At 71.2% G+C, this 24,766-nt stretch carries 22 protein-coding genes; 15 read left to right on the top strand and 7 right to left on the bottom strand.

The genetic code is table 11. The features are described from left to right. Position 1: 1 nt before the first annotated feature. Positions 2-910: a VOC family protein gene (locus FHY05_RS09475; protein WP_183944147.1), complete on the bottom strand. Its 909-nt coding sequence runs from the start codon at positions 908-910 to the stop codon at positions 2-4. A 483-nt stretch (positions 911-1,393) separates the two neighbouring features. On the opposite strand from FHY05_RS09475, the gene FHY05_RS09470 reads away from it, so the two are divergent. From FHY05_RS09470 to FHY05_RS09445, 7 genes are read left to right on the top strand one after another with little or no spacing between them, the layout of a single operon-like run. After that, on the top strand, positions 1,394-2,188 hold the full coding sequence (locus FHY05_RS09470) for an SGNH/GDSL hydrolase family protein (RefSeq protein WP_260181441.1): 795 nt from the start codon (positions 1,394-1,396) through the stop codon (positions 2,186-2,188). A 2-nt stretch (positions 2,189-2,190) separates the two neighbouring features. Continuing rightward, entirely contained in the window at positions 2,191-3,822 is a 1,632-nt protein-coding gene (locus FHY05_RS09465; protein WP_183944145.1) for an alpha-L-fucosidase, read from the top strand. Then, positions 3,819-5,048, top strand: a complete 1,230-nt coding sequence (fucP, locus tag FHY05_RS09460) for an L-fucose:H+ symporter permease (RefSeq protein ID WP_183944144.1) — start codon at positions 3,819-3,821, stop codon at positions 5,046-5,048. Before FHY05_RS09465 ends, fucP begins: the two co-directional genes overlap by 4 nt. Further along, entirely contained in the window at positions 5,045-5,854 is an 810-nt protein-coding gene (locus FHY05_RS09455) for an amidohydrolase (RefSeq protein ID WP_183944143.1), read from the top strand. The genes fucP and FHY05_RS09455 overlap by 4 nt, the downstream gene beginning before the upstream one ends. Further along, on the top strand, positions 5,851-6,834 hold the full coding sequence (locus tag FHY05_RS22255) for an aldo/keto reductase (RefSeq protein ID WP_260181440.1): 984 nt from the start codon (positions 5,851-5,853) through the stop codon (positions 6,832-6,834). The genes FHY05_RS09455 and FHY05_RS22255 overlap by 4 nt, the downstream gene beginning before the upstream one ends. Beyond that, positions 6,831-7,559 (top strand): SDR family oxidoreductase, encoded by a 729-nt coding sequence (locus FHY05_RS22250; RefSeq protein WP_311732430.1) that lies wholly within the window; start codon positions 6,831-6,833, stop codon positions 7,557-7,559. Before FHY05_RS22255 ends, FHY05_RS22250 begins: the two co-directional genes overlap by 4 nt. Next, positions 7,556-7,906, top strand: a complete 351-nt coding sequence (locus FHY05_RS09445; protein WP_183944142.1) for an L-rhamnose mutarotase — start codon at positions 7,556-7,558, stop codon at positions 7,904-7,906. Before FHY05_RS22250 ends, FHY05_RS09445 begins: the two co-directional genes overlap by 4 nt. Before the next feature lie 15 nt (positions 7,907-7,921). Here FHY05_RS09445 and FHY05_RS09440 read toward each other — a convergent pair whose 3' ends face one another. Then, a complete protein-coding gene (locus FHY05_RS09440) occupies positions 7,922-8,707 on the bottom strand; it encodes a GDSL-type esterase/lipase family protein (protein ID WP_260181439.1) in 786 nt (261 codons plus the stop codon). 230 nt (positions 8,708-8,937) lie between these two features. Here FHY05_RS09440 and FHY05_RS09435 point away from each other — a divergent pair, with 230 nt between their 5' ends. The 6 genes from FHY05_RS09435 to FHY05_RS09410 all read left to right on the top strand — a co-directional run bounded on the left by FHY05_RS09435 (position 8,938) and on the right by FHY05_RS09410 (position 20,535). Further along, positions 8,938-11,841: a TonB-dependent receptor gene (locus FHY05_RS09435; protein ID WP_183944141.1), complete on the top strand. Its 2,904-nt coding sequence runs from the start codon at positions 8,938-8,940 to the stop codon at positions 11,839-11,841. Between the two features lie 120 nt (positions 11,842-11,961). Beyond that, entirely contained in the window at positions 11,962-14,289 is a 2,328-nt protein-coding gene (locus FHY05_RS09430) for a glycoside hydrolase family 31 protein (RefSeq protein ID WP_183944140.1), read from the top strand. Between the two features lie 268 nt (positions 14,290-14,557). Then, on the top strand, positions 14,558-15,346 hold the full coding sequence (locus FHY05_RS09425) for an IclR family transcriptional regulator (protein ID WP_183944139.1): 789 nt from the start codon (positions 14,558-14,560) through the stop codon (positions 15,344-15,346). 267 nt (positions 15,347-15,613) lie between these two features. Next, positions 15,614-16,888 (top strand): L-fuconate dehydratase, encoded by a 1,275-nt coding sequence (locus tag FHY05_RS09420; protein ID WP_183944138.1) that lies wholly within the window; start codon positions 15,614-15,616, stop codon positions 16,886-16,888. 129 nt (positions 16,889-17,017) lie between these two features. Beyond that, on the top strand, positions 17,018-18,505 hold the full coding sequence (locus tag FHY05_RS09415) for an ATPase domain-containing protein (RefSeq protein WP_183944137.1): 1,488 nt from the start codon (positions 17,018-17,020) through the stop codon (positions 18,503-18,505). Further along, positions 18,502-20,535 (top strand): ATP-binding protein, encoded by a 2,034-nt coding sequence (locus FHY05_RS09410; RefSeq protein WP_311732429.1) that lies wholly within the window; start codon positions 18,502-18,504, stop codon positions 20,533-20,535. The genes FHY05_RS09415 and FHY05_RS09410 overlap by 4 nt, the downstream gene beginning before the upstream one ends. Before the next feature lie 178 nt (positions 20,536-20,713). Here FHY05_RS09410 and FHY05_RS09405 read toward each other — a convergent pair whose 3' ends face one another. Then, positions 20,714-21,415 carry an NAD-dependent deacylase gene (locus tag FHY05_RS09405; protein WP_183944136.1) on the bottom strand — a complete coding sequence of 234 codons (702 nt, stop codon included), beginning with the start codon at positions 21,413-21,415 and terminating at the stop codon, positions 20,714-20,716. Between the two features lie 71 nt (positions 21,416-21,486). Between FHY05_RS09405 and FHY05_RS09400 the strand changes: the two genes are divergently transcribed. After that, positions 21,487-21,636 (top strand): hypothetical protein, encoded by a 150-nt coding sequence (locus FHY05_RS09400; RefSeq protein WP_183944135.1) that lies wholly within the window; start codon positions 21,487-21,489, stop codon positions 21,634-21,636. Positions 21,637-21,653: 17 nt separating this feature from the next. Here FHY05_RS09400 and FHY05_RS09395 read toward each other — a convergent pair whose 3' ends face one another. From FHY05_RS09395 to phhA, 3 genes are all read right to left on the bottom strand, one after another. Further along, the gene (locus FHY05_RS09395; protein ID WP_183944134.1) at positions 21,654-21,860 is read right to left on the bottom strand and encodes a hypothetical protein; all 207 of its coding nucleotides are present in this window, start codon (positions 21,858-21,860) and stop codon (positions 21,654-21,656) included. A 109-nt stretch (positions 21,861-21,969) separates the two neighbouring features. Beyond that, a complete protein-coding gene (locus FHY05_RS09390) occupies positions 21,970-22,530 on the bottom strand; it encodes an FxDxF family PEP-CTERM protein (RefSeq protein WP_183944133.1) in 561 nt (186 codons plus the stop codon). Between the two features lie 192 nt (positions 22,531-22,722). Beyond that, on the bottom strand, positions 22,723-23,595 hold the full coding sequence (phhA, locus tag FHY05_RS09385) for a phenylalanine 4-monooxygenase (protein ID WP_183944132.1): 873 nt from the start codon (positions 23,593-23,595) through the stop codon (positions 22,723-22,725). Between the two features lie 23 nt (positions 23,596-23,618). Here phhA and FHY05_RS09380 point away from each other — a divergent pair, with 23 nt between their 5' ends. Then, positions 23,619-24,272 (top strand): TIGR02117 family protein, encoded by a 654-nt coding sequence (locus FHY05_RS09380; RefSeq protein WP_311732428.1) that lies wholly within the window; start codon positions 23,619-23,621, stop codon positions 24,270-24,272. Positions 24,273-24,348: 76 nt separating this feature from the next. Here the strand turns inward: FHY05_RS09380 and FHY05_RS09375 are convergent, their stop codons facing one another. Then, positions 24,349-24,714, bottom strand: a complete 366-nt coding sequence (locus tag FHY05_RS09375) for a hypothetical protein (RefSeq protein ID WP_183944131.1) — start codon at positions 24,712-24,714, stop codon at positions 24,349-24,351. Between the last annotated feature and the right edge of the window lie 52 nt (positions 24,715-24,766).

Here is a 24,766-nt window from a genome sequence, read left to right as displayed (position 1 = left end):
CTCACCCCTCCGGATCGGGCGCGGTGAAGGGCGAGCAGCACGGCTCGGTCACGGCGTGGAACTCCATCAGCTCGACCCGGGTGCCGTCGGGGTCGTAGAGGTTGGCCTGCCACTTGCCGTCGAGCCCCATCTGCGGCCCGTCGTGGCGCCCCGTCATCTTCTTGCCGCGGTACAATTCGGTCGCCGCGGTCTGCATGTTGCGCACACCGAGCGAGAGGTGGTTGAGGACCCCGAGCTGGCGCGCGTCGAGCGACGCCTCGCTCACGCGCGAGCCCTGGCCGACCATCATATATTCGAGCCAGTCGCGCCCCTCGGGCGTCTGCTGCGACACCCAGTCGACCTTGGGGGGCTCGAACGAGCCGAACCAATAGGGGCGGAAGCCCAGCAGGGTGCGGTAGAAGCCGTCCTCCTTGGCGCGGTCGCGCACGGCATGGCCGATATGGATGATCCGGCCGCTCACCGCGCCGGGCACCGCCGCGGCGCTCGCCTCGGTCTCGACGAACTGCACCTCGTTGCCCTCGGCGTCGCGCGCGGCGAAGCGGCGCTCGCCCGCCCCCTGCTCCAGCGCGCCGACCCCGCGGGCGCCGCGCGCGAGGAGCCAGGAGCGCAGCGCGCTGGCGTCGGGGGTGCGATAGGCGGCGTGCGCGAACAGGCTGGCGCCGAGCCCCGCGGGAGCGGGCAGCACCTCGACGAACTGCGTGCCGCTGAACTGGTAGCGCGCGCCGGCGCCATTCTCCGGGTCGGCGACCTTCCGCGCGCCGAGCACGCCGGCGTAGAAGCGCTCCGAGGCGGCGAGGTCGCGGCTGTACACCGCCAGGTGCGACACGCCCGTGATGGGGGGCCGCTCGGGCGCGCGCGCGCCGACCGAGAAGAAAGCCGCGACGACCATCGCCGCCCGCGTGTGACGCATGTGAGACCCTCCCCTGCCGCGCCTAAGAAATGGCGTCGAGACGGTAGGTTAGCGGGCATCGGCGCGCGTGTCACGGGGCGTCGCGTGGGTGCGGCACGGCGCTGCAGGTAGCGAGGATCGTGCCGAAGCACCGGCCGACATGGCGGCGGCAGCGCTCCGGGGCAAGGCAAGAACGGGAGGACCTGAGCCGTGGCACGATCCGTCCTCGCGGCGGCGAAACGCAAGAACGATCGTCGATCGCGCCAAAGGAACACCGAGCTCGTCGGAGTGCCGTCTCGAGCATGTCGCGAGATGCGCCACGATGCGCCGCAGGGATCCTGCGGCTCGCGTGCGACGCCGAGCCCCGCGGCCCGGGCCCGAACCGGTCGCTTCACCAGTGAAAACGCGCTTCATGCCCGTTGCATCCGCCCGGTCGCCCGTTGTAGCGTCACGACAGGAGCGCTGCCCGACCGAGCGGCGGCCTCGGGTGAGGGAGAGGAAGCGTTGCGCGCATCGATCAGCTGGGCAGCCGCGGCGCTGCTCGCCACCGCGACCGTCGCGGCGGCACAGACCAAGGTGCCCGGTGACCCGTACGCCGACGATCCCTCGGGCATCGTCGCCGACCCCTGCCCGACGCATCCCAGGCCGGCGGACAAGGCGGCGGGAACGATCGCCAACCTCCACATGCTCACGCGCGACCACGGCCAGCTGTGCCGCTACGCCGCGGCCGATCGCGCGCTGACGGAGAAGCCGCGCGTGGTCTTCATGGGCGACTCGATCACCGACAATTGGATCAATCTCGCGCCCGATTTCTGGCGCGACGGCCGGGTCGATCGCGGCATCAGCGGCCAGACCACGTCGCAGATGCTGCTGCGCTTCCGCCAGGACGTGATCGCCCTCCATCCCCAGGCAGTCCACATCATGGCGGGCACCAACGACGTGGCGGGCAACACCGGCGCGACCACGATCGAGACGGTCGAGGGCCATATCCAGAGCATGGCCGAGCTGGCGCGCGCCAACGGGATCAAGGTGATCCTCGCCTCGGTCCCGCCCGCCGCTGCCTTTCCGTGGAGCCCGGACAAGCGGCCCGCGCCGCAGATCGCCGCGCTCAACGCCTGGCTCAGGGCCTACGCGCGCCGCAGCGGCGCGACCTGGGTGGATTATCACCCGGTGCTCGCCACGCCCGCGGGCGCGATGCGCGAGGGGCTGGCGAGCGACGGCGTCCACCCCACCGCGGCGGGCTATGCGGCGATGGCGCCGGTCGCGCTCGACTCGATCCGCCGCGCGCTCGGGCGCTGAGCGTGACCGCGATCCAGCGCCGCGCCTTCCTCGCCGGCTCGGCCGCGGTGCTCGCCGCGCGCGCCGGCCTCGCCGCCAGCCCGACCGGCACGGTGAGCGGGCCGGTCCAGCCGACGTGGGAGTCGCTGCGCTCGCACTACCGTGTCCCCGAGTGGTTCCGCGACGCCAAGCTGGGGCTGTGGTCGCACTGGGGGCCGCAGGCGGTGCCCGAGCAGGGCGACTGGTACGGCCGCTTCCTCTACATGCAGGGGCACCCGGTCTACGAGCACCACCTGCGCACCTACGGCCACCCCACGAAGGTCGGGATGAAGGACATCCAGAACCTGTGGAAGGCGGAGCGCTGGGACCCGCAGGCGCTGGTCGACCGCTACAAGCGCGTCGGCGCCAAATATTTCATGGCGCTCGCCTGCCACCACGACAATCTCGACTGCTACGACAGCCGCTACCACGCCTGGAACTCGCTGCGCGTCGGGCCGAAGCGCGACGTGGTCGGCACCTGGGAACGCGCGGCACGGCAGGCGGGGCTCAAGTTCGGCGTCTCGAACCATGCCGCGCACGCCTGGCACTGGTACCAGCCCGCCTACGCCTATGACCCCGAAGGGCCGCGCGCGGGCGAGCGCTACGACGCCTATCGCCTGACCCGCGCCGACGGCCGCGGCACCTGGTGGGAGGGGCTCGACCCGCGGCAGCTCTACACCGGCCGTCACATGGTCGCGCCCGACGGCATCCGCACCGCCGCGGCGATGGGCAAGTGGCACGAGGCGCACGACGGCCAGTGGATCGAGACGCCGCCCCCGGCCGACCCGCGCTACGCCGCCCGGTGGCTGCTGCGCCAGGCCGACCTGATGGCCAAGTACAAGCCCGATCTCTGCTACATGGACGATACCGCGCTGCCGTTCGGCGCGATCGGGCTGGAGGCGGCGGCGGACTATTACAACCGCGCGATCCAGTGGCACGGCGCGCCCGAGGTGGTGCTGACCGGAAAGAAGCTGGAGCCGCACCAGCTGGGCGGGATCGTCGAGGACGTCGAGCGCGGCTTCAGCGACCGGCTGCGCGCCGAGCCGTGGCAGACCGACACCTGCATCGGCGACTGGTTCTACAATGTCGCCAGGCTCAACGACCGCAGCTACAAGACCGCCGAGGACGTGGTGCAGCGGCTCGCCGACGTCGTCTCGAAGAACGGCAACCTGCTGCTCTCGATCCCGCAGCCGGGTCACGGCGCGATCGACGCCGAGGAGGAGAAGATCCTGGACGCGATGGAGCGCTGGATGGCGATCAACGGCGAGGCGATCTTCGCCTCGCGCCCGTGGCGGATCTACGGCGAGGGGCCGACCCAGGTCACCGCGGGCGCGCAGAACGAGGAGGCCGCCAAGCCCTTCACCGCCGAGGACGTGCGCTTCACCACGCGCGCCGGCGCGCTCTACGCTCTGTTCCTCAAGCCGCCCGCCGGCACCGCGCGCGTCGCCGCATTGGCCACGGGGCCGAACGCGCCGGTGGTCGAGCACGTCTCGCTGCTCGGCGGCGGCACGGTCGCGCACCGCCAGACGCCGCGCGGGCTCGAGCTCGACCTCGGCGGGCGCGCGCCGGGCGGGTTCGTCCCCGCGGTGCGGGTCGACGGGCGCGGGCTGGCATGAGCGGCGCGGCGATGCGGCGGCTGCCGCTGGTGCTCGTCGTCGCGCTCTTCTTCCTGTGGGGCGTCGCCAACAACCTCAACGACGTGCTGATCGCGCATTTCAAGAAATTGTTCGTGCTGAGCGATCTCGGCGCGGGGCTGGTGCAGTCGGCCTTCTACCTCGGCTATTTCTGCCTCGCCATCCCGGCGGCGCTGACGATGCGGCGCTTCGGCTATCGTGCCGCGGTGCTGCTCGGGCTGCTGCTGTACGGCGCGGGCGCACTCATGTTCTGGCCCGCCGCGGCGTGGCAGAGCTATCCCGCCTTCCTGCTCGCCTTGTTCGTGATCGCGAGCGGGCTCGGCTTCCTCGAGACCTCGGCCAACCCGCTGATGGCCAAGCTGGGCAGCGAGGACAGCGCGGCGCGGCGGCTCAACCTGGCGCAGGCGTTCAACCCGCTCGGCTCGATCACGGGCGTGCTGATCGGCAGCCAGTTCATCCTCTCGGGCCAGTCGGGTCCGGTCACCGGCGATGCCGCGCGCGCGGCCGAGGCGGCGGCGGTGCAGCTGCCCTACCTCGTCATCGGCCTGGGCGTGCTGGCCTGGGCGGTGCTGATCCGGCTGACGCCCTTCCCGCCGGTCGCGACCGAGCGCGACGTCGAGGAAGGCGTCGGCGCCGCGGGTGACTTCGCCGCGGTGGTGCGCTCGGCGCGGGTGCGCGGCGGCGTCGCGGCGCAGTTCTTCTACGTCGGCGCGCAGGTCGGCATCTGGAGCTTCCTGATCCGCTACAGCGAGGTGGCGGTGCCGGGCACGGGCGAGCGCACCGCGGCGCATTACCTGACGCTGTCGCTGGTGCTGTTCATGGCGGGGCGCTTCGCGGGCACCGCGCTGATGACGCGCGTCGCGCCGGCGCGGCTGCTCGCCGCCTTCGCCGCGATCGCGGGCGCGCTGACGCTGGCGGCGGCGCTGCTCGGCGGCGGGACCGGCATCGTCGCGCTGGTGGCGACCAGCTTCTTCATGTCGATCATGTACCCGACGATCTTCGCCGAGGCGGTGCGCGACCTCGGCGCGCTGACCAAGTCCGCCGCGGCGCTGCTGGTGATGGCGATCGTCGGCGGCGCAATGTTCCCGGCGCTGATGGGGCTGGTGTCGGACCGCAGCGGCTCGATCGTGGTGGCGATGGTCGTGCCCGCGGCCTGTTTCGCGGTGGTGCTGCTCTACGCGCTGTCGCTGCCGCGGGGGCGCGCGTGATCGACACGCACGTCCACCTCTGGCGCATCGGCGCCAACGGCCACCGCTGGCCGACGCCCGCCCTCCCCGCGATCCACCGCGACTTCCTCATGGAGGACTGGCGCGCGCTGCCCGGCGCGGCGACGGTCGCGGGCGTGGTGCTGGTGCAGTCGCAGCCCAACGCGCGCGACACCGACTGGCTGCTCGAGGTGGCTTTGAGGGAGCCGCAGGTGCTGGCGGTGACGGGCTGGGCCGACGTGGACGCGCCCGACGCGGTCGCCGCGGTCGAGCGGCGCGCGCGCGCGCCCAAGCTGCGCGCGCTGCGCCCGATGGTGCAGGACCTCGCCGCCGACTGGTACGACGATCGCTCGCGCGATCCGGTGTGGGAGGCGATGGCGCGCGCCGGGCTGGTCCTGGAGGCGCTGGTGCGCCCGCGCCACCTGCCCAGCCTCGCGCGGCTCGCGGCGCGTCATCCCGCGCTCACGATCGTGATCGACCACGGCGCCAAGCCGGTACTCGGCGACCTGACCGAGTGGCAGGCCGACATGGCCGCGCTCGCCGCGCTGCCGCGGGTGCGCTGCAAGCTCTCCGGCCTGCTCACCGAGCGCGGCCCCGCCGAGCCGTCCGCGGCGATCGCGCCCGCCGCCGCCGCGCTGGTCGCGCTGTTCGCGCCCGACCGGCTGATGTGGGGCAGCGACTGGCCCGTGCTCGCGCTCGCGGGCGACTATGGCGGCTGGCAGGCGCAGGCGCGCGCGCTGGTGCCGGCCGAGCATCACGCCGCCGTGTTCGACGCCACCGCGCGCGCCACCTACGGGATCGCCGCATGACGCTGACACTGCCGCCGCTCGGCATGGGCTGTGCCGGGATCGGCAACCTCTACCGCGAAGTCGACGACGCTACGGCCGACGCCACCGTCGCCGCCGCGCTCGCCGCCGGGATCGGCTATTTCGACGTCGCGCCGCACTACGGCTTCGGCCTGGCGGAGGAGCGGCTCGGCCGCGCGCTGGCGCGCCACGATCCGGAGGCGCGCGCGATCGTCTCGACCAAGGTCGGACGGCTGCTGGTGCCGACCGACAGCGACGCGCCCGAGCGTCACGGCTTCGTCGCCGCGCCGCCGCTCGAGCCGGTGTTCGACTATGGCCGCGACGCGATCCTGCGGAGCCACGAGGCGAGCCTCACCCGGCTGCGCCGCGATCGCGTCGAGCTGCTCTTCGCGCACGATCTCGGCGAGGTGACTCACGGCGCCGCGGCCGAGCGCCACCTGCGCGCCTTCCTCGACGGCGGCTATCGCGCGCTGCGCGACCTGCGCGACGCCGGCGCGATCGACGCGATCGGATTGGGCGTCAACGAGATCGCGGTGTGCGAGCGGCTGCTCGACGCGGTCGAGCTCGACGTGATCCTGCTCGCCGGCCGCTACACGCTGCTGGAGCCCGACGCCGCCGCCGCGCTGCTCGATCGCTGCGCGCGGGTCGGCACGCGCGTGGTGATCGGCGGCCCGTACAACAGCGGGATCCTGGTCGAGGGCAGCGCCGCGCAGGGCCATTTCAACTACGCCCCGGCCCCCGCCGAGGTGGTCGCGCGGGTCGCCGCGCTGGAGCGGGTCTGCGCGCGCCACGGCGTGCCGCTGCCCGCCGCGGCGCTGCACTTTCCCGCGCGCGCGCCGGCGGTGGCGAGCGTCATCCCTGGCCTGGTCGGAGAGGCGCAGGTGGCGGACACGTTGCGCTACGCGCGCCATCCCATTCCCGAGCCGCTGTGGGGCGAATGTCGCGCCGCGCTCGACCTTTCTTCAACGGAGACATCTGCGTGAGCGACCGTCTGGCGGGCAAGACCGCCTTCATCACCGCCGCGGGCCAGGGCATCGGCCGCGCCACCGCCGAGCTGTTCGCGCGCGAGGGCGCACGCGTCATCGCCAGCGACATCGATCCCGCCAAGCTCGACGGTCTCGACGCCGAGACGCTCGCGCTCGACGTGCGCGACGCCGCCGCGGTCGCATCGCTGGCGGGGCGGACCGGGCCGGTCGACGTGCTCGTCAACTGCGCCGGCTTCGTCCACAGCGGCACCATCCTCGACTGCGACGAGGACGCCTGGGCCTTCTCCAACGACCTCAACGTCACCGCCATGTACCGGACGGTGCGCGCCTTCCTGCCGGCGATGCTGGAGCGCGGCGGCGGCAGCATCGTCAACGTCGCGTCGATCGCCAGCTCGATCAAGGGCATCCCCAACCGCTTCGCCTATGGCGCGACCAAGGCGGCGGTGATCGGGCTGACCAAGTCGGTCGCCGCCGACTTCGTCGCGCGCGGCATCCGCTGCAACGCGATCTGCCCGGGCACGGTCGACTCGCCCTCGCTCCAGCAGCGGCTGCACGACACCGGCGACTATGCCAAGGCGCGCGCCGACTTCACCGCGCGCCAGCCGATGGGGCGGCTCGGCCGCCCCGAGGAGGTCGCCGCGCTCGCCCTGTACCTCGCGAGCGACGAGTCCGCCTTCACCACGGGGCAGGCGCACATCGTCGACGGGGGCTGGATCAATTGACCCAGCGCCACGTCCTGCTGCTCGACCTGATCGACGAGCCCGCGTCGATCGCGCGCTACGAGGCGTGGCACGCCGCCGGCGCGGTGCCCAAGGCGGTGGTGGCGAGCATCCGAACCGCGGGGATCGCGGCGATGCAGATCTTCCGCAGCGGCAACCGGCTGGTGATGGTGATGGACGTCACCGCGGCCTTCGATCCGGCCGCGAAGGCGCGCGCCGATGCCGCCGATCCGGACGTCGTCGCCTGGGAGGCGCTGATGGACGGCTTCCAGCAGCGCCTGCCCTGGGCGACGGCGGGGGAGAAGTGGGTGGAGGCGCCGCTGATCTTCGACCTGGCAGCGCAGGAATGAGCCGGCGCGGTGTCGCTAGGACGGCGCGCGTCGTGGCGTCCTCTCACCCAGCGCACGCCGGATCGCGGCCTCCGCTACCGGCGCCATCAGGGCATAGCCGGCGCGAAGCGGGTGGATGCCGTCGGCGGTGAGATCGGGGCGCATCAGCCCGCGCCCGTCGACCAGCGCGGCGTAATAGTCGGCGAAGCCATAGCCTCGCCGCGCGCAGAAGGCGCGCAGCCAGGTGTTGAGCGCGCGCAGACGCGCCGGATCGCGCTCGCGCAGTACGTCGCGCGCCGCCGCCGAGTCGCCGTTGACGGGTAGCAGCGCGCCGAACACCACCCTGATCCCGTGCGCGTCGGCGAGGTCGCCCAGCGTCTCCCAGTTCGCCTCGATCTGCGCGTCACTCTCCTGCTGCAGGAAGCCCTGCACGTCATTCACGCCGGCGAGCACCACCACGGCCGCGGGGCGCAGTGCGACAACGTCCTGGTGGAAGCGCAGTACCAACTGGCTCGTCACCTGGCTCCCGATCCCGCGATTGACATAAGGGCGACCCGGGAAGGAGCGCGCCAGATCCCAGCGATCGGTGATCGAGTCGCCCAGGAACACCACCCGTCGCTCGCCCGACCGCGGCGCACCGAGCGCGCGGTTGGCGGCGGCGTACAGGTAACGCTCGCCGAAGTCCTGCATCAGGCTGGGCACCAGCCGCGCCCGGAACGGCCCCAGCCAAGGGCCCCAGTCCCGCTCCGGGACGGTGCGGCGTTCTGGCGCGCTCTGGTAGACCGGTTCGGCCGCGGGCGCCTCCGCCCGCGCCGCCGTCATCGTGACCACTCCGACGATAGCCAACAGCAAACGATTGAATTGGCCCATCTTCCTCTCCCCGTCCTTGTCGAAGACTTAACATAGCCTAATCGCTGGTACTCGCTAAATTCATATATGAATATGATGGATCCTGCAGTAGTGAACGTTCTCGGGCGCCGCCGCAGCAACGAGACGCCCGCCGGTGACAGGGCCGCGGGCGCGATGGATGCGCCGGCGCAGGGAGGACGAGGATGATGACGGGTAACGGGTTCATCGCGCGCGGCGCGCGGGCGCGGCTGGCACTGACGGTGTCGGCGGCGGCGCTGCTGCTGGCAGGCGCGCCCGCGCACGCGCAGACGCAGGAAGGCTCCCCTCCCGCGGCCCAGCAGCCGGGCACGGGCAGCGGGGTCACCGCACCGAGCGGCGACCAGGGCACCGCCGATCCCGGCAACGGCAACAGCGATGCCAGCGGCGGTGACGTCGTCGTCACCGGTGTCCGCGCGAGCCTCAGCAGCGCGCAGGGGATCAAGCGCTACGCCGACCAGATCGTCGACTCGATCGTCGCCGAGGACATCGGCAAGCTGCCCGACCGCAACGTCGCCGAGGCGTTGCAGCGGATCACCGGCATCCAGATCCAGCGCAGCTACGGCGAGGGCAGCTCGATCGCGATCCGCGGGCTCAGCCAGGTGCGCACCGAGATCAACGGGCGCGACGTGTTCACCGCCAACAACGGCCGCACGCTCAGCCTGGAGGACGTGCCCTCCGAGCTGCTCGCCGGCGTCGACGTCTACAAGAACCCGTCGGCCAATCTGATCGAGGGCGGCATCGGCGGGCTGGTCAACCTGCGCACCCGCAAGCCGTTCGACTTCGACGGCTTCAAGCTCTCCGCCAGCGCGACCGCCAATTACTACGACCTGTACGACGGCACCAAGCCGCAGGCGAACCTGCTGGTGTCGGATCGCTGGCAGACCGGCGTCGGCGAGATCGGCGTGCTGCTCGACGTCGCCTATCAGGAGACCGCGTTCCGCCAGGACCAGATCTCGAGCCAGCCCTTCTACCTGCTCAACGACCAGCTCAACGCGAGCGGCGCGCCGGTCAACGCGACCGACTATGCCACCGCGCAAGGGCTCGGCCGGCTCGGCCAGCCGACGTACCTCTCGCACGGCGTCGGCATCGGGCAGTATCTCGGCGATCGCCGCCGCCTCGGCATTGACGCCGCGGTGCAGTGGCGCCCGACCGACACGATCGACGTCACCGCCGAATATGTCCGCTCGGACTATAAGTTCCGCTACGGCGACTACAGCTTCTTCGCCTACACCGGCGACAATCCGATCACGCCGGACTACACGCGACCGTTCACCTACGACAGCGAGGGCAACTTCCGCAGCGGCACGTTCGTCAACGTGCCGGTCAACGCCAACACCAGCCTCGAGCAGCGCCACTCGGTCACCAACGACTATTCGCTCAACGCCAAATGGCAGCCGAGCGATCGGCTGACGATCAACGGCGATTTCCAGTATATCCGCGGCGTCACCGACGGGCAGCGCTCGATCGTGATCCTCGCCTCCACCGCGGAGCGGCTGACCACCTCGGTCGGCAGCGGCGTGCCGTCGATGATCATCTCGCCCGACAGTGATCCCGCCAACGGCAACGGGCTGGTCAGCGATCCGGCCAATTACGCCTCGGGAGCGGGCTATCTCGACCATATCGAGCATTCGGTCGGCACCGAATATGCCGGGCGCTTCGACGTCGAGTACAAGGTCGACGGCGGCTTCCTGAAGTCGCTCGCGGGCGGCCTGCGCTATACCGATCGCTCGGCGGTGACCGACAGCTCGACCTACCAATATTACGGCCTCACCCGCGCGCTCTCGCCCGATCTCTACGAGCAGCGGCTGTTCCGCGGCGATCTCTACCGCGGCTTCCAGGACGTGCCCACCAGCGCGGTGTTCTTCGATCGCGACACGGTACTCGACTATGGCGCGACTCGGCAGACGCTGGCCCCGTTCGTCGATCCGTCGCAGCAGGCGGCGCTGCTCGCCGGCGTCGGCTACGTGCCGTCGGACCGCAATACGCAGGGCGAGAAGACCTACACCGCCTACGGCGTGGCGCGCTTCGGCAGCGGCGGCGCGGTGCCGATCGACGGCAACATCGGCGTGCGGCTGATCAAGACCAAGGTGAGCACCGCTGGCTTCGTCGGCTCGTCGCCGCGGGTGCAGACCGGGACCGACGCGATCACCGGGGCGCCGATCTACGGCAACGGCCCGATCACCTTCAATCCGGTGAACGTCGACTCCGACTATACCAAGGCGCTGCCGAGCCTGAACCTCGCGTTCCACTTCACCGACAAGCTGCAGCTGCGCCTCGCCGCGTCCAAGGCGCTGACGCGTCCGGGCTTCGACCAGCTCAACCCCAACATCACGATCTTCGAGAACAATCCCACCAACGGCCAGCGCACCGCGACCTCGGGCAACGCCGACCTGCGCCCGCTCACCGCGGACCAGCTCGACGCCAGCCTGGAATATTACTTCTCGCGCACCGGATCGATCTACGCGGCGGGCTTCTACAAGAAGGTCGATGGCTTCATCGCCACCATCACCGCGCCCGAGACCTATTCGTTCAACGGGGTCGACTACGTCTATCAGGTCACCCGTCCGGTCAACGGCGACGACGGCAAGATCAAGGGCTTCGAGGTCGGCGGCAACACCTTCCTCGATTTCCTGCCGGGATGGCTGTCGGGCTTCGGCGCGCAGGCGAACTTCACCTATGTCGACAGCAAGGCGCCGTCGCCCGACGCGCAGGACACCAGCGGCGCGGCGCTCAACGTGCCGCTCGAGCAATTGTCCAAGTACAGCTACAATCTGATCGGCTTCTACGACCGCGGCGCGCTGTCGGCGCGGGTCGCCTACAACTGGCGCTCGAAATATGTCGTGACCACGCGCGGCAACGGATCGGGCAACCTGCCGATCTTCAACGACGCGCGCGGGCAGCTCGACGCCTCGGTGACGCTCACCGTGACGCCCAACTTCGGCCTCACCGTCGACGGCACCAACCTGACCAACACCGAGAACCGCACCTATTACGGCGTCGCCAGCCGCCCGCAATCCTCGGTGCTCAACGACCGTCGCGTCAGCATCACGGCGCGGCTGACCTACTGACGCGATCGGACGCCCGCGCGGCCGCCGCGGGCGTCGCTCCGATGGTACCGCTACCGAATACCGCTTGAGCAATAACGTTCACATCGGCACAAGCTGTCTGACTAATCGGAGGGGAAGACGATGAACCGCAGGACGGCGCGCTGGGCGCGAACGCTACCGCTCGGGCTGCTCGCGCTCGGCACGCAGGCGGTCGCCGAGCCGGTCGCCACGGTGGACCGCAACGGCAGCCTCGTCGCGATCGAACCCTATGCGCCCAACATCGTCCGCGTCACGATCGCGACCGAGCGCGACCAGGCCGACGGCAAGCCCGGCTACGGCATCAGCGCCGCGGCCGACGCCGCGGGCTGGTCGCACAGCACCACCCAGGCGGGCGATGTCTTCGCCTCGGGCGCGCTGAACGTCACCGTGAGGGCGCAGCCCTGGCCCGGCGCGCCGAGCCAGATGCAGCGCTATTTCGCCCCTTCGCTGCCGCCGGTCTCGGTCGCGATCACCACCGCGGACGGGCGCACGATCAGCATGGGCGGCTGGTCGATGGCGCCGCATACCGTCTCGGGCGAGAAGACCTTCCTCGTCGGCGCGAATTTCGAGGCCGACCCGAACGAGCATTTCTACGGTCTCGGGCAGAACCAGGAGGGCATCCTCGACCTGCGCGGGCGCACGATCGACTGCCGCCACTGGTATGACGCGCCGGCGGGCGAGCAGGTCTGCGTGCCCGTCCTCGTCTCCAGCCGCAACTACGCGATCGTGTGGGACAATCCCTCCGCCACCCGCGTCTCGCCGGGGATCCACGGCCAGACCCGCTTCGAGAGCGAGGTGGGCGACCGGGTCAGCTTCTTCGTCATCACCGGGAACTCGAGCGACGAGCTCTACGCCGGCTATGCCAAGCTGACCGGCAAGACCCCGCTGCCGCCCAAGGCCGCCTTCGGCCTGATCCAGTCCAAGGCGCGCTACGAGAGCCAGCAGGAGCTGATGGCGGTGGCGGACGGCTATCGCAGCCGCGGCTACCCGCTCGATATGATGGTGCTCGACTGGTTCCACTGGACCCGCATGGGCCAGCTCGACATCGACCGGAACTTCTTCCCCGATCCCGCCGGCATGAACCGTGAGCTGCACCAGCGCGGGCTCCACTCGATCATCTCGGTCTGGCCGCGCTTCGAGAAGGAGAGCCGCTACTTCAACGAGCTGGACGCCAAGGGTTGGTTCCTCAAGGACGCCGACGGCAAGACCGTCGACGGCCTGCCGGTGCGCTCCGACCGCGCCGGCGCGCTGATCGATTCGACCAACCCCGCGGCCCGCGGCTGGTTCTGGGGCAAGGTGCGGGACAATATCCTGAGCCAGGGCTTCGACTATCTCTGGCTGGACGAGACCGAGCCCGATCTCGTGCCCGACGGCTATTTCTACTCGATCGGCTCGGGCGACCGTTACCACAACGTCTTTCCGCTGCTTCACACCGACGGCGCGGCCGAGGGATCGCGGCGCGATCGCCCCGACTTCCGAAACATGATCCTGTGCCGCGCGGCCTATCTCGGCACGCAGGCGAACGGCTGCCTGTTCTGGTCGTCGGACATCCAGTCGACCTGGGAGTCGCTGCGCCGCCAGGTGCCGACGGGGCTCAACATGACCGCTTCGGGCATCGCGCTCTGGTCGAGCGACACCGGCGGCTGGCAGTATCCCGGCAGCAGCAAGCCGGCGCACGCGCCGCTGCTCAGCCCGGCGGGCGCCACCGCGATGGGCGCGAACTATCCGGACTATCCCGAGCTGTTCGTGCGCTGGTTCCAGTACAACAGCTTCACCCCGACGCTGCGGATCCACGGCCAGCGCCCGGCGACCGCGATCTGGGACTATGGCGCCGCGGCCGAGCCGATCCTGGCGAGCTGGTCGAAGCTGCGCTACGCGCTGCTGCCGTACATCTATCCGCTGGCGCGGACCACCTATGAGACCGGCGCGCCGTTCATGCGCGCGCTGTGGATGGACTTCGCCGGCGACCCGCAGGTGGCGACCGTCGGCGACGAATATATGTTCGGCCCCGCCTTCCTGGTGGCGCCGGTGACCGAGCAGGGCGCGACCAGCCGGCGCGTGTACCTGCCCGCGGGCAGCGACTGGTACGACTGGTGGACCAACCAGAAGCACGCCGGCGGCCAGTGGATCGACGCCGCGGCGCCGATCGAGCGCATGCCGCTGTTCGTCAGAGCGGGCTCGATCGTGCCGATCGGCGCGCCGGTGGCGAACACGTCGGCGAAGCAGGCGCTCGCCGAGATCCGCGTCTTCCCCGGCCGTGACGCGACCGCGCGGCTGTACGACGACGACGGCACCACCAACGCCTATCAGAAGAGCGGCGGCCGCAGCGCGACGCTGCGCTGGGACGAGGCGGCGGGGCGGCTCACCGCCTCGGGCGCGCTGCCGACCGGCCAGGCGGTGGCGGGACTGGTGAAGGTGGTGGGGCGGTAACGCGGAGTTCCGCCCGACGCTTGGCCGAGCCCTGCCTCCGTCGGCCCGGAGTTGGTCCGGGATCCACCGGCCGCATCGTCGGCGGCCGGTGCCCTCGCGGATCGCTGGATCCCGCGACGCGTCCGGGACGACGGTGAGAAGGGACAGACGTCACCCGATGACGGACGCCGCTCCGTCGTGAGGACGAAGTCCTTGACCGCGGTCCCCCTCCCCCGCCTACACAGCGTCTGACAGACGCGCCGAGGCGCGACACCGGAGGGGGACGCCGATGATCGACGACAGCGCGGGCGAGGACGAGCGCCGCTACCGCGCGCCCGCGCTGGAGAAGGGGCTCGACATCCTCGAGCTGCTCGCCGCCGCCCCCGCCCCGCTCACCTTCACCGCGATCGTCAACCGGCTCGGGCGCAGCCACGGCGAGCTGTTCCGCATGGTGCAGGTGCTGCAGTTCCGCGGCTATCTCGATCAAGACCCGAGCGACGACGGCTATTTCCTCACCGACCGGCTGTTCTCGCTCGGCATGAAGCAGCCGCGCACGCAGAGCCTGGTCGAGGTCGCGCTCCCGGTGATGCGGCAGCTCTCGCTCGACATCCAGCAATCCTGCCACCTCGCACTCCACACCCTGGGCGAGATGGTCGTGGTGGCGCGGATGGAGTCGAGCGAGCAGCTCGGCTTCTCGGTGCGCGTCGGCTATCGCAAGCCGCTGGCCCAGGTCGCCTCGGGCGCGGTGCTCTATGCCTTCCAGCCCGAGGACGTGCGGCGGCGCTGGGAGGCGCTGTTCGACCCGTCGCTCTCGCCCGAGGAACTCGCCGACTTCCGCGCGCACGCCGACGCGGTGCGCGAGCGACGGGTCGAGCTGACGCCGAGCCCGTTCGTCACCGGCGTCACCGACATCTCCGCGCCGGTCATGCGCGGCGGCGCGGCGGCGGCGGCGCTGACCGTGCCCTTCCTCAAGAAGATCGGCGCCGACCTGATGCCACGCGGCGCGGCGAAGTCGGTGCGCGAGGCGGCCGACGCGATCTCGGCGCAGCTCGTCGAGGCGGACAGCCGGCTGTATTGAGCGGCGCCGACGGCCCTTCGGCTGGTGTGCTGCGCGCGTCCGGGGACCCGCCGTGCGGCACCTCCCGCGCGCGGCGCGCCCGCGGAACGTCGGTCCTGAGACGAGTGCGGGATGACGGCAGATCAGGGGGCAGCCACCGGCCCATCATCCCCGTTGTGCGCACCCGTGAACATTGGTAGCACCTGCGAACAGACCACCAGGGGGAGGCGGCATCATTTTGGGCTATCGCAACGCAGCTGTCGGCGCGCTCGAGACGGGGGTGGCGGCATGACCGTGATCACCGGCCTGCAGGTGCTCGACCTACGCTTCCCGACGTCGGCCTCGCTCGACGGCTCGGACGCGATGAACCCCGATCCGGACTATTCCGCGGCCTATTGCATCCTCGAGACCGACACGCCGGGCCTCGACGGCCACGGCCTCACCTTCACGATCGGGCGCGGCAACGATCTGTGCTGCGCCGCGATCGAGGCGCTGCGCCCGCTGGTCGTCGGCCTCGACCTCGCGACGGTGCGCGCCGACGGCGCCGCCTTCTGGCGCCGCGTCACGGGCGACAGCCAGCTGCGCTGGGTCGGTCCCGACAAGGGTGTGATCCATCTCGCCACGGGCGCGGTCGTCAACGCGGTGTGGGACCTGCTCGCCAAGCAGGCGGGCCAGCCGCTGTGGCGACTCGTCGCGGAGATGACCCCCGCCGAACTGGTGCGGCAGATCCCCTTCACCTACCTGACCGACTATATCGACGAGGAGGAGGCGCTGGCGCTGCTCACGGCGCGCGCCGCGGGCAAGGAACAGCGCATCGCCGAACTCGAGCGCTCCGGCTACCCCTGCTACACCACCTCGGCGGGCTGGCTCGGCTATTCGGACGAGAAGCTCGAGCGGCTGTGCCGCGAGGCGATCGCCGAGGGCTTCCGCCACGTGAAGCTCAAGGTCGGCGTCAGCCTCGACGACGACGTCCGCCGCGTCGGCATCGCGCGCCGCGCGATCGGCGAGGACGCGGTGCTGATGATCGACGCCAACCAGGTGTGGGAAGTCGGCCAGGCGATCGATCACGTCAACGCGCTCGCCTTCGCGCGGCCCTGGTTCATCGAGGAGCCGACCAGCCCCGACGACGTCGCCGGCCATGCCGCGATCCGCCGCGGCGTCGCCCCGGTCCAGGTCGCGACCGGCGAGATGTGCCAGAACCGCATCGTCTTCAAGCAGTTCATCGCCGAGGGCGCGATCGACGTGGTGCAGATCGATGCCTGTCGACTGGGCGGCGTCAACGAGGTGCTCGCGGTGCTGCTGATGGCCGCCAAGGCCGAGCTGCCGGTCTGCCCGCATGCCGGCGGCGTGGGCCTGTGCGAATATGTCCAGCATCTCGCCATGATCGACTATCTCTGCTTCGCCGGCACCGCCGAGGGGCGCGTGGCCGAATATGTCGATCATCTCCACGAACATTTCCTCGAACCCTGCGTCGTGCGCGACGGCGCCTATCAGGTGCCGACCGCGCCGGGCTATTCGATCGAGATGCGACCGGAGACGCTGGTGACGTTCCGGCACGGGTGAGCTGAAACGATCCTCGCCGCATGGCGGGGAGCACCTTCGCTTGGTCGCTTTGATCCCCCTCAACGCGCTCGCGCTACCCTCCCCGCGCGGCTGTGCTAGGGTGCGCCGCGACATGGGGCGGAGGAAGAAGTGCCAGTAACCAGCGCAGGCGACGCGCGTACCGGGATCGCCGGGCTCGATGACGTGCTCGGCGGCGGGCTGGAGCGAGCGCGCACCTTCCTGACCGAGGGCAGCCCCGGCACCGGCAAGACCACCATCGCCTTGCAGTTCCTGCTCGCCGGTGCGGCGCTGGGCGAGCGCTGCCTCTACGTCACGCTCTCGGAGACGGAGGACGAGCTGCGCGCCACCGCGACGGCACACGGCTGGGACCTCACGGGGGTCGACGTCTATGAACTGATCCCGCCCGAGAACCTGCTCGACGAGGAGCAGCAGCAGAGCCTGCTCTACTCCTCCGACCTCGAGCTGGGCGAGACCACCAAGCGTATCTTCCAGGCGTTCGAGCGCGCGCGCCCCGATCGCGTAGTGATCGACAGTCTCTCCGAGATCCGTCTGCTCGCGCAGAGCTCGCTGCGCTATCGCAGGCAGATCCTGGCGCTGAAGCATTATTTCGCGCGGAGCGGCGCCACGGTCGTGATGCTCGACGACCTCACCACCGATACCAACGACAAGACCGTCCACTCGGTCGCGCACGGCGTGATCCGGCTGGAGGAGCTCGCCCCCGATTACGGGGCCGAGCGGCGGCGGATGCGCGTGATCAAATATCGCGGGCGGCGATTCCGCGGCGGCTACCACGATTTCACCATCCTCACCGGCGGCGTCCACGTTTATCCGCGCCTGATCTCGGCCGAGCACAAGGGCGATTTCGCGCGTGACCTCGTCGCCACCGACACGGCCGAGCTCAACGGGCTGCTGGGCGGCGGCATCGAGCGCGGCTCCAGCGTGCTGGTGCTCGGCCCGGCGGGCACGGGCAAGTCGCTGCTCATGCTCACCTTCATCACGACCGCGGTGGCACGCGGCGAGCGCGCCGCGATGTTCGTGTTCGACGAGGAGGTCGGCACGCTGGTGCAGCGCGCCCGCGCGCTCGGCATCGATCTCGCCGCGATGGTCGAGGCGGGCCGCCTCACGCTCGAGCAGGTCGACGCCGCCGAGCTGACCCCGGGCGAGTTCTCCGCGCGCGTGCGCCGCTGCGTCGAGGAGCATGACGCGCAGACCGTCGTGGTCGACAGCCTCAACGGCTATCAGGCGGCGATGCCCGGCGAGCAGGCGCTGGTGCTCCACCTCCACGAGCTGCTGCAATATCTCAATCGCCGCGGCGCGACCACCTTCCTCACCGTGGCGCAGCACGGGCTGGTCGGCGGGATGAGCACACCGGTCGACGTCACCTATCTCGCCGACACCGTCATCCTGCTGCGCTACTTCGAGGCGCTCGGCCGCGTGCGCCGCGCCATCTCGGTGGTGAAGAAGCGCACCGGCCCGCACGAGGACACGATCCGCGAGTATCAGATCGGCGCGCGCGGCATCACGCTGGGCGAGCCGCTGACCGGCTTCCAGGGCGTGCTCGGCGGCATACCCGAGCTGCGCGGCGACCCCGTGCTGCTGCGACGCGAGGACGCGTGAAGCGCACCACCGTCTCGGAACGCGCGCTGGTGCTCGCACCGCGCGGGCGCGACGCCGCGGTGGCCACCGCGATGCTCGCCGAGGCGGGGCTGGAGGCGGGCGCGTGCGACACGCTCCCGGGGCTGGTCGCCGAGCTCGACCGCGGTGCCGGCTATGCCATCGTCACCGAGGAGGCGATCGCCACCGCCGACGTGCGCGCGCTCTCGCGCTGGATCGGCGAGCAGGAGGAATGGTCCGACCTGCCGTTCATCCTGCTGACCAGCCGCGGCGGCGGGCTGGAGCGCAACCCCGCGGCGGTGCGCCATCTCGAACTGCTCGGCAACGTCACCTTCCTCGAACGGCCGTTCCACCCGACGACCCTGATCAGCCTCGCGCGTGCCGCGATCCGCGGGCGGCGGCGGCAATATGAGGCGCGCGCGCGGCTGATCACGATCCGCGAGAGCGAGGCGCGGCTGCGCACCCTGTTCGACACGATGGACGAGGGCTTCTGCGTCATCGAGTTCCTCGACGGCCCGCACGGCCCGCTGAGCGACTATGTTCATGTCCAGGCCAACCCCGCCTACGAGCGCCACACCGGCATCGCCGACGTGATCGGGCGCAAGGTGCGCGACATGGTCGGCGATGAGGCGGAGGGCTGGATCGCGCTGTATCGCGGCGTGCTGACCAGCGGCGAGGCGATCCGCTTCGAGCGCGAGCTGGTCGCGACCCGGCGCCACCTCGAACTCGCCGCCTTCCGCGTCGAGCCGGCGAGCCGGCGCGAGGTGGCGGTGATCTTCCAGGACGTGACCGAGCGCAAGCGTGCCGAGATCGCGCTGCGCGAGCTCAACGAGACGCTGGAGCGCCGCGTCGCAGACGCGATCGACGAGCGCGAGCGAGCGCTGGCGCAGCTGCACGAGGCGCAGAAGCTCGAGACGATCGGCCAGCTCACCGGGGGTGTCGCGCACGACTTCAACAACCTCCTCACGCCGATCACTGGGGCGCTCGACCTCATCGGCAAGCGCTACGTCGAGGATCCGCGCGCCGCGCGGCTGATCGACGGCGCGCTCCAGTCGGCCGAGCGCGCCAAGACGCTGGTGCAGCGCCTGCTCCAGTTCGCGCGGCGGCAGGCGCTGGAGACCCGCGCGGTCGACACCGCGGCGCTGATCGAGGGCATGCGCGACCTGATCGCCAGCTCGGTCGGCAGCCGGGTCGAGCTCAAGCTGGTGCTGCCCGACGACCTGCCGCCCGCGCTCGCCGATCCCAACCAGCTCGAGCTCGCGCTGCTCAACCTGTGCGTCAACGCACGCGACGCGATGCCCGACGGTGGGCGGCTCACCGTGGTGGCGGAGACCGCCGCGATCGGACCGGGCGCATCGCTGCGGCTCGCGCCCGGCGCCTATGTGCGGCTGGCGGTGATCGACACCGGCACCGGCATGGACGAGGCGACGCTGGCGCGCGCGGTCGAGCCCTTCTACTCCACCAAGGAGCGCGGCAAGGGCACGGGCCTGGGCCTGTCGATGGTGCACGGACTCGCCGCACAGCTCGGCGGCGCCTTCGTGATGACGAGCCGGCCGGGCCAGGGCACGCGCGCCGACCTCTACCTGCCCGTCGCGGGGCGCGAGGCCGACACGGGCGCGCGCGACGGCGCGGGCGAGCGGGTGGTCGAGACCAGGCCGCTCCGTCTGCTGCTCGTCGACGACGAGGAGCTGGTGCGCGCCGGCACCGCCGAGATGCTGCGCGACCTCGGTCACCATGTCACCGAGGCGGACGGCGGCGCCGCCGCACTGGCGCTTCTCGACGACGGGCTCGCGGTGGACGCGGTGCTCACCGACTATATGATGCCGAGGATGAACGGCGCCGAGCTCGCCGCGGCGGTGCATCGCCGCGACGCGGCGCTCCCGGTGCTGGTGGTGACGGGCTATGCCGGCGGCGACCTCGCGCTCGAGCTGCCGCAGCTTGCCAAGCCGTTCCGCCGCGTCGACCTGGCCGCCGCGCTCGCCGCGCTGACGAGCGGCGGCAAGGTGGTGCGTCTGGCAGAGCGGCGACGTTGAGGGCGACTGCTCACCGGCTCAACCGCGCCGGCGAGCGTCGCCCCTTGAACCTGCGCCTTCGATCGCCTGCTGGCGTGTCTCCCCCGCGCCGCCGATCGACGGCAGGTTCGCAGCGACACGTCCGCGCGGGAGGACCGATCTTCCCGGCCGGCGCGAACCCACTAGTATATGAAGGCGCTCACCTCGCCAGCACCGCGTCGACCCATGCCGGCACCAGCACGCCCGCCGGCCCCAGTCGGGTCTCGTCGAACCAGGCGCTGCCCGCCGAGCGCTCGAGATTGAGCTCGAGCGTCGCCGCGCCCGCCGCCGCGGCGGCGCGAACGAAGCCGGCGGCGGGATAGACCGCTCCCGAGGTGCCGATCGAGACGAACAGGTCGGCGCGCGCCAGCGCCGCCTCGACCCGCTCCATCTCGTACGGAATCTCGCCGAAGAAGACGATGTCGGGACGCAGCGCCGGCGCCGCGCAGGCCGGGCAGATGGTCGCCGGCGGCAGCGCGTCATGCCAGGCGCGGCGCGAGCCGCAGGCGGCGCACAGCGCGGAACGCAATTCCCCGTGCACGTGGAGCAGCCGGCGCGCACCGGCGCGCTCGTGCAGGTCATCGACGTTCTGGGTCACGATCAGCAGCTCGCCCGGCCAGGCGGCATCGAGCCGCGCCAGTGCGTCGTGCGCGGCATTGGGCGTGACGGTGTCGAGCGCGGCGCGGCGCAGGTCGTAGAAGCGGTGCACCAGCGCGGCGTCGCGCGCGAGCGCCGCGGGCGTGCACACGTCCTCGACCCGGTGGCCTTCCCACAAGCCGCCGGGCCCGCGGAAAGTCGCGATACCGCTCTCGGCCGAGACACCGGCGCCGGTGAGGATGACGATGGTGCCGGCGGTGCTCATGCTCCAGGTGATATCGCCGCGGGCCCGGAGCCGCTAGCGCCGCGTTGAAGCGCGAGACTGTGGAGCCGATGATGTCGCGAGAGCCGGGCCGCTATGCCGCCAAACGCCTGCTGATCGCGATCGCCATCGGCATCGTCGCGATCGTGGCGGTGATGCTGGTGTTCAAGAACAGCGCGCACAATCCCCGACTGACCCAGCACAACCACCAGGTCGACGACTGAGCAGCGCCGCGCGACGATCAGTCGGGCATGACATAGGCGAGCGCCTCGCGCGCGATCCGCTCGACCCGGCGCACCGCGTAGCGCGCGTCGCCCAGCGCGACGAATCCGCCGGCGGTCGGCAGCGACGCCTCGTCGCGCTCGCAGAGGAAGCGCTTGGGCTGGTCCTGGCAGTACGTCACACGGGTCGTGCCCGCGAGCGACGGCGTGATCGGGCGGCTCAGCATGGTGCGATGGTCCTGACCGCCGGCGGGTCGGCCGGCGCGGGGGTGAGGGCGGCGCGACGGGCGCCGCCCTCGATGCGTCGACTCACGTCGACGCGCGGCGAGTGGGTCGTCAGATCGCCTGGCTGAAGCGCACCGCGGTGCGCCGCCGGCGCATCGCATAGCCGACCACGCCGAAGCCCATGATCATCATCGCCCAGGTGGCCGGCTCGGGCACCGCCGAGCTGATCGGGGTGAAGGTCGCCTGGCCACCGTACGCGCCGTTGCCGCGCGACACGCCGGTGACGACGAGGCGGTTGAGCTGGCCCGCCACGATCGGCACGCTGTTGACGAACGCCACCTCGAACGCGCCGCCCGCCGTCTTCGTGATCGAAGCGGCGATGTCGTTGATCGTCACCGAGGTGAAGTCCAGATCGTTGACCGAGCCGAGATCGGTGACGCTGGTCGACACCGTGCCGCTGCCCAGGCCGTTGGTCGGCAGCGTGAAAGTGAAGGTGTCGGAGAACACGCCGGCGGCGAGACCGGTGACCTGGAAGGCGCCCGCGAAGGTGCCGCCGGCGCCCGGGGTGGCCTTGAAGTTGTCCGAGCCGACCGGATAGGTGGCGGCGGCGGCTGGGGCGGCAGCACCGATCACCGCGGCGGCGGCGACGGCGATAGCGACGACAGATCTCATGTACGAACTCCCTGACTGGAACACGACTTCGTTGCACGAAGCCGTCGCTCAGAATGCCCGAGAGCGTCGATCGGGGTGACCCCTCATGTTAACCGTCACTGCCCCAGCGCGAGGCAGTCAAAACAAGCCTTTGATCAATTTTGCTGGGAACTTTCGCGCGACATCGGCGACGTCACCGTCGATCGGTCGTCCTCACGCGCTCGCGGGGGCGCGCGCGTGCGCCTGGGTGCCGCGCGTGATCACCGTGTCGTCGGGCAGGATCGTCGCCACGGGCACGTCGGGTTGCGCCAGGATCTCGCCGTAGAGCGGCGCGAAATCAGTTTCCACCGTCGCGCGCAGCAGCGCGTCGAAGCTCGGGATCACGAAGTAGTTCTGCTGGAAATCGTCGATGCGGTAGTCCGTGCGCATCACCCGCCTCAGGTCGAAGGCGATCCGATGCGGGCTGTCGCTCTCCAGCGCGAAGCGGGTCTCCGCCGCGGAGGAGACGATCCCCGAGCCGTAGATGCGCAGCCCGTCGCCTTCGTCGATCAGCCCGAACTCGACCGTGTACCAGTAGAGCCGGCCGAGCTGCTTGAGCGCGCCGAGCTCCAGCGCGCGCTGCCCGCCGCGGCCATAGGCCTCCAGATAATCCGCGAAGACCGGGTCGGCGAGCATCGGCACGTGCCCGAACACGTCGTGGAAGACGTCGGGCTCCTGGATGTAGTCGAGCTGGTCGGGGCGGCGGATGAAATTGCCCGCGACGAAGCGGCGATGGGCCATATGGTCGAAGAACACGTCGTCGGGCACCAGACCGGGCACCGCCACCACCTGCCAGCCGGTCAGCTTCATCAGCCGCTCGGACAGTTCGGCGAAGTCAGGGATGCCGGGCTTGGACAGGTTGAGCACCTCGAGTCCGCGCAGATACGCCTCGGACGCGCGACCGGGCAGCAGCGCGCGCTGACGCTGGAACAGCGTGTCCCAGGTGGCATGCTCCTCGGCGGTATAGTGGGACCAGTCCTGCGCGACGGTCCAGTCGGGCGCGGCGCCGGGCGGCGGGGAATCGAGCACATGTGTTTCCTCGGTCATGCCACACGGTATAGCATGGCCGCGTGGCCCGACTATCCGCCTCGCTCGGTCGCCTGCTCGCCGCGCTCGCGCTGCTGCTGTTCGGCTACGCGGTGGCCGGGACGATCGGCGGCCTGCTCCCGCGCAACGGCGGCTGGCACCCGCCGGCGCGGGGCGTGACGATCTGGGTCGAGGACAATGGCGTCCACACCGGGCTGGTGCTGCCCAGGCGCGCCGCCGGGATCGACTGGACCGCCGACTTCCCCGCCGGCGACCTCGCCGATCCGCGCTACGCCGGCTACGACCATCTCGCGATCGGCTGGGGCGAGCGCGGCTTCTACCTCGGCACGCCGACCTGGTGGGACGTCCGGCCCGGCGTGCTGCTCGGCGCGGCGTTCGGCAGCGACTCGACGCTGGTCCACGTCGAGCACGTGCCGCGACCGCTGCTCGGCGACGACGTGCGCGCGATCGTGCTGCGGCCGGAGGAGTATCGGCGGCTGGCGGCGAAGATCCGCGCCAGCCGCGCCGCGGGGCCGGCGGTGCGCGGCTACTACGGCTACGACGCCTTCTACCCAGGCGCAGGACGGTACGACGCGATCACGACCTGCAACGCCTGGACCGGGAACACGCTGGCGGCGGCGGGGGTGCGAGTCGGGCGCTGGACGCCCTTTCCTGTGACCGTGATGCGGTGGTTCTGACTCGAGCGGGTTCGGACCGCCCGTCGCGTACCCCGGCCTTCGCCGGGGCATGAGAACAGAGCCTCGACCGGCAGCCTCAGTTCGCCGCGCCGGTCTGGTTGGCCATCTCGCCGCGCGTGGCCGCGAGCGTGGGCGCCGGACCGGTGGCGGGGCGGAGCGACTCGCGCTCGGACGCGGGCACCGGCGCGGTCGGGTCCGGCCGGAACGCCTCGGGGGCGCGGCTCGTGCCCGGGGTCGGCGCGTCCGCGGCCAGGTCCGGCGCGGCATGCTCGGCGTCGTCGCCGGGGAAGTAGCGGTCGAACCAGCCGAACTTCAGCGCCGCGCCGACGCCCGCGGCGATCGCGCCGATCAGGCCGGCGGCCGCGATCGCGCGGTCGCGGCGGTGGTGATCCGGCTTGTAGCCGCGCTTGCTCTTGCCCTTCGGCTTGCTCTTCTGGGTCATGCGCGCGTCAACGGGCGGCACGCGCGCGCGTTCCCGCGTCCGCCGGCCCCGG

This window comes from Sphingomonas sp. BK580, from assembly GCF_014194975.1.
In the GTDB taxonomy this organism is placed as follows: Bacteria; Pseudomonadota; Alphaproteobacteria; order Sphingomonadales; family Sphingomonadaceae; genus Sphingomonas.
Note: the sequence above shows the minus strand (reverse complement) of the source record. Positions and strands in the feature narration are given on the sequence as shown.